The following is a 5,441-nucleotide window of genomic DNA, read 5'->3' on the forward strand; positions in this document are numbered from 1 at the left end:
ATGCGTTTGCCCGGCAAATGCGGCTCCATCCGATCCCACTGGTGATCTTTCAACATCAGACGAACTCCGCTCACCCAAGCCTCCGCGCCCAAAAGGAGCTTGAATCAGATTTGCGAGTCCGTCGAAAGCCTGAATGTCAACGCGCTCTAGGCAGTTTCAGATTGTCAGTCATCTTCAGCAGGCCGTAAACGACGTGGTTTCGGTGATCTTGGCCGGGACTTGGGATGCTGACACCGATGAGATGCAGAAACGATGTCTGCTGACCGAAGGCAAAGCAGGAGGCCGTCAACTCGTTTGAGGGTTTCGCGGGTGATACGGCTTCGGCTGATCCCAGCACCTCCTGCTGTCCTGTTCGCAAGTTTGCGTCGTAGCTCGGCGGTGGACGGCCAAAACGATATGGCCCTGTCAGCGTAAAATGAACCTACCGGGAGACGGGTCGCTGATTCACGGAACCCAAAAGCAGTAGGCCCGGCTTCAGTCTCCGTGGATCTCCCTGGACAGCAAAAACCAGTCCTGCGCAGTTCTGCCCCACTGATCCGGTATCGTAGAATCACTTCATCCCGAGCCCCATTGCCTCCGTTGGGCTCGGTCGGCGATGCTCCTCGAACTTGTTGATCCAGATCACCAGCCATCCGGCGAACCCGGTCGCGGGATCTCGGGTCGGTCCGGACAAAATAATTTTAGCGAGGATGGACTTGGTGTGACTTATCGGGAACGTGGAGAAGGCTTGAGGAGTGATCAGGAGCAAACCATGAGATCTCGAACTGCGCCGACGCCCACGGGTGTGATTCACTTGGGTCCTGAACATGTCTGTGCTTCTCTAAGCTGACGACTCAGTTTCCCATGAGAGTTCAATGGCATCAGAGCCTCGCTCCATCCGCCTCGCCGCCCTCATCGACGCCGATAACGCGTCGGCCAAGATCGCCAGCAGGCTCTTTGAGGAGATCGCCAAGATTGGGGAAGCGAGCGTGCGCCGTATCTACGGCGATTTTGCAGGTCCCCGTCTGAAGCCTTGGGCCGATATCCTGGCGCAGCATGCCATCATCCCCCAACAACAGTTTGCCTATACGGCAGGCAAGAATGCGTCCGACATCGCCCTGGTGATCGATGCCATGGATCTCCTACACAGCGGACGCTTTCACGGGTTCTGCCTCGTCTCCTCCGACAGCGATTTCACCCGCCTTGCACCCCGCATTCGCGAGCAGGGCCTGGGAGTCTACGGATTTGGGGAGCGGAAAACTCCGGAAAGCTTCCGGCAGGCGTGTCGTCGCTTCATCTACACCGAAAACCTCCTGCTTCCTGAGACTCCCACGCCTGGGGAAGAGACAGCCAAAGCGCTGAAGCCGCTGCAATCACCGAGTGCTGCAATCCCGCTCATCCAGAAAGCCTTGTCCCAAGTGGAAGGGGAGGAGGGCTGGGTAAGCCTCGGTATGTTGGGCCAGCGGTTATCCAGCATCGCCACAGATTTCGATCCACGCACATATGGCTATCGCAAGCTCAGTGATCTCGTGCGGAGGAAAGGGGCATTTGAAGTTGCTCAAGCAGAGACCGGAGGATTGCGGGTCCGCCCCATTCCTCAGGAACCCAAGGCCCCGGCGAAAAAACGGACTCGGCAGAAAGGCGCAGCCAGTAAGCCGACTTCCTGACCTTTTTTCGGATCAGTCTCAGCAGCAATGATTTTCCGGGATGCTCACGGATAGTGAGGTCAATCCGCAAGGTCGATCCCAGGTCCCAAAACTAATTTTGTCCCGAGCCTCGCCACCGCCGTTGAGCCTCCACAGCGATGTTCCCCGAACTTGTCGTTCCAGGTTGGCAGCCCTCCCGGCAACAAGATGGGTCATCGGGTTTCCGGAGGCGATAGAACTATCTAAAACCTCGACGAGGATCGCAGTCTGACCGAGCGTGCCCAAGCCGACGCGGCGGAAGTCACTGGTTCGTTTCGTTCAAAAGTTGCCGGTCAAGATACTGCCGTTCACTGGCAGTGGGGCTTCCAAGCTCGACGATCTCGCCCTGTGTCTCGTCAGACCTCCCAACGCCGCTGCCCTCGACCCGTCAACTGCCACCAGAAAGACGATGAAACTGTCGGCACATTCATGCGGCTTACACATCAGGCCAGACAAATAGCGCCTTCCGTCGATCCGGATCAGTTCCACGGGTGTGCCAGTTCCATGGACGCGACCCGCCCAATCCGTTCGTTCGAGTGCCGGGGGAAGCATCTTCAGATAGGCTCCGTATGCTCTCGGCGCGACCCGGAGCCTCTCTTGAAGGCATCATTGGTTTCTTTAGTGTGTGCGCATCATTGGCGGCTTCGAGAGATTTGATCCTGAGCATCTAGTTTTTTTGCTACGTCATCCATTCCTTTGATATACCAACCAAAGTTTTCTTTGAAGTACTCTCTAAACACTCTGCTTTTCTTATACCGCTCAGCAGCGTAGACTTCCCAGCAATCCCTATAACAATCTTTTGGAAGATTACCCTTTTGCACATAGGAATGTTCTACGAGACCCCAAATAGCCTCGCTCATAAAATCAACTTCTGCTTTGAGTAGCTCGTTATCCGAATCTAACAGTTTCTTCTGTTAATAGAAGTAAGGACGCAGATGTGGTTTCCCCATGAATAGCTTACATATCTCCATGTAATGTGCGTAAAGCCTATCCTGGGTAGCTCCTCGTATGTTTCTTCTCAGAAGATAAAGCTGAAACATAATAACCGGGAAGCCTATAAGTGCTGCTAAAGCTTGTACTATGGCGGCAATAGTCATTTGTCCGCCGATATACTGATCCATACCGACCTCCTCTTGTGGCAGACTTACAGATACTATTTGATTATGATAGTACCCATACACATAAAAGTCACTATATTTGGTGATAACTTAGCAGATGTTTTCCTGGCACGCGTGGATGCTCAAATTGCTTTGGGGTTCTCCGCTTAGAGGAATATTGCTGTTGGAGATTAGGTTTCCTCGGCCAACTGCCAGCGTGCTTTTAGTCTCGCATGATTTGTCAGCCTTTCCAGCGAACCCAGGTCGCCAGATCTCCTGACGATCAGCATAAAATAATTTTACAGAGCAGAGTGCGGAGGGGTTGGGCAGGAACGTGGAGAAGGCTTGAGGGATGATCAGGAGCAAACCATGAGATGTGACCATGCGAGCCTTGCAGTCATGAGGAAGCGTTGCCCGTCGTGGCGGGCTGGGTGTTTTCGATGAAGCATTCTGGATGTCTGAAGCTGGAGGTGTTAGAGCAGCAAAAGGATGATGTCCCGCTTGAGCGGAATTATCTCGGTTTTCTTCATGGTCGAGGAAACGATTTTGCCATCAAGAGGGGCGGCTCCCCGCCATCTCTACAGAGTACTATCTGTCTAAGGACGTGAAGTAACGTGCAATAGCTTCCGCCTTGCCGCACTCTTCAAGCCACAACCGAGCATCTTCTGGGCTGCAAGCTTGCATGGAATGACTTTCAACTTTAGTAAGAATACGAGGGTGTAAGTTGTTATGGCCTGAGATGCAGTTAACACTATAAACAAACCAGTTTTTGGTCGGTGTAAGATAAAGAGTTTCGCGCTCTATATATAGTCCCGAGAACAGTGCGGTTTTTTCGGAGATTTCAATTTGAGTAGCTGTAGCAGTGTTGTACGTCCTGCCGCTCATGATCTTCTTCATACTGAAATACTCTCCTTGAAGCGAGTTTTGACATTAATTTAATCTAGCTTGAGGTTGGGTGTCGCTGGCGTCACGCTTATGAAGCAAGTCGTGGTTGGTTAAAAGAAATAAAATATGCAGAAACTGAATATGAGATCTATGATACGACATCTAGCGAGACGGGACAGTGTGGCGGACCGGGCGAATGAATATTTTAGTTGAACTAATTATCACGAAGTTTGAGTGTCGCTTCTATAGTGAGTTCGCCATAGGCTCTTAAAAGAGAAGGGAAGTTGTTGACGAGTTTCATGGGAAAATTGATTTTCGTCTGACGAGTTGCAGGCTTGCCATTCGCTTTGCTTCACCTTGGGTGCTGTGTCAGAATGCCGCTCGCGTGCGCCACAAAGAGCATGTTTGTGACCAGCGAAGCCCAAGAAAGTCGCAGATTCATATTCTGCCGTCATCAAAGGCGAGCAAGGCGCGCGTCGCCCATGCGATCCTGACTTTGCACAAGACAATGGGAAGTCTCGCGCTTTAAAATTGTTTTATGCCTTAACACCTCGCTGCCGTCGCCAGCCCCTCTCGGCGAGGCTCCTCGAACTTGTTGATCCAGTTCGGCAGCCCTCCTGGCGGGAAAACGAGCGGCTCTGGAGTGGACCGAGGTGGTCTAAAATAATTTTATCGGGAGCAGGCTGAGCAACAGAACTGAGGCGCAAAACCGATTCCGGACTTTGATATCGTTTTATGCCCGAACGGCTCGCCGTCGTCGGACTCTCACGCGGATGGGCCACGAACTTGTCGATCCGGGTCGGCAGCCTCCTAGAAGTCGGCCATGAGCTTCCGGTCGCCAGATCTCGGGACAGTCTGGACAAAATTGCTTTATCGAGAGTGAGGGGCGGCGAGAGGTTGGGTCGGAATGTGGAGTGACTCCGGTAACCATGAGGCTTTCTGCGCTTCAAGCCTAAACAGTCATCCAACCTGGAGACTCGCGTGCTCTAGCTCCCGCCCATTGTTCTACGAGAACCGGTCAGTTTTATCTTGCATAATTTTATATCATTATATATCCTGTCCGCATACTACATCGAGGGTTTTCCCATACCCAAAATCCAGGAAGAACAGGTCCGGAATCAGTTTTAGGAGGTTATGCGCGGAGGTCAGTTTTAACGCCTCGCCTAAAGTCCCTGTTCTGATCTCCAAGTCTGGGCAAAGCCCTGGAAGTGAGGGGTAGGGTCGTATAGCCCAATCTAACCAAACGAAATCCTTCCACGAAATTAGCCGTTCTTATGCACGAGAGGGCTGGAGAGGGCTGGCGGATGTAGCTTAAGCGCTTGAAGCAGCGTAGGATTTGGTTGCTGAGACCAACCCCTGCCACCGATTGCACTGTGCCACACCCGCCATGACGGACGATACAACCCCGACGTTCTCGTTTCCAGCCGTATCCCGCAAGAAGATCACCGCTGCTTTTGACGGTGGGCGCCTGTCGTCGGACGGCGGTGTGATGCTCCTGGCCCAGGCCGAGCGCCGGCTCGGCATTGCCAATCGGCTGGCGCGCCTCATCCCCGATCGCCGCGATCCAGGCCGCGTGACGCACGCGATCCCCGACATGATCCGCGCCCGCATCTTCGCCATCGCGTGCGGCTATGAGGACTGCAACGACTTCGGCCCGCTGCGCGCTGATCCACAAGGCGCAACTCGCCTCCGACCGGACCTCGTGCCGGCGCGCCGTGGCCAACCAGGTTCGGCTGGTGCTGCATACGGCCGCCTATTGGCTGATGCTGGCGGTGCGGGAGGCCATCCCGGCTGT

General features: G+C 53.7%; 6 protein-coding genes. 2 read left to right on the forward strand and 4 right to left on the reverse strand.

The window, feature by feature from the left end; all coding sequences use genetic code 11:
• Positions 1-854: 854 nt before the first annotated feature.
• Complete coding sequence (locus FS320_RS37025) at positions 855-1,646, forward strand: NYN domain-containing protein (RefSeq protein ID WP_152717307.1); 792 nt, start codon at positions 855-857, stop codon at positions 1,644-1,646.
• A gap of 297 nt (positions 1,647-1,943) precedes the next feature.
• Here FS320_RS37025 and FS320_RS51120 read toward each other — a convergent pair whose 3' ends face one another.
• The 4 genes from FS320_RS51120 to FS320_RS37045 form a co-directional block, all read right to left on the reverse strand.
• Positions 1,944-2,216 (reverse strand): Ivy family c-type lysozyme inhibitor, encoded by a 273-nt coding sequence (locus tag FS320_RS51120; protein WP_152717308.1) that lies wholly within the window; start codon positions 2,214-2,216, stop codon positions 1,944-1,946.
• A gap of 80 nt (positions 2,217-2,296) precedes the next feature.
• Positions 2,297-2,524 carry a hypothetical protein gene (locus tag FS320_RS37035; protein WP_152717309.1) on the reverse strand — a complete coding sequence of 76 codons (228 nt, stop codon included), beginning with the start codon at positions 2,522-2,524 and terminating at the stop codon, positions 2,297-2,299.
• A 54-nt stretch (positions 2,525-2,578) separates the two neighbouring features.
• Positions 2,579-2,785: a hypothetical protein gene (locus FS320_RS37040; RefSeq protein WP_152717310.1), complete on the reverse strand. Its 207-nt coding sequence runs from the start codon at positions 2,783-2,785 to the stop codon at positions 2,579-2,581.
• A 564-nt stretch (positions 2,786-3,349) separates the two neighbouring features.
• Positions 3,350-3,658, reverse strand: a complete 309-nt coding sequence (locus FS320_RS37045; RefSeq protein WP_152717311.1) for a hypothetical protein — start codon at positions 3,656-3,658, stop codon at positions 3,350-3,352.
• A gap of 1,375 nt (positions 3,659-5,033) precedes the next feature.
• On the opposite strand from FS320_RS37045, the gene FS320_RS37050 reads away from it, so the two are divergent.
• The coding region (locus FS320_RS37050) for a transposase (RefSeq protein WP_244627627.1) at positions 5,034-5,441 on the forward strand (408 nt) is incomplete at its 3' end.

It is taken from the genome of Microvirga tunisiensis (genome assembly GCF_009296175.1).
GTDB classification, from domain to species: domain Bacteria; phylum Pseudomonadota; class Alphaproteobacteria; order Rhizobiales; family Beijerinckiaceae; genus Microvirga; species Microvirga tunisiensis.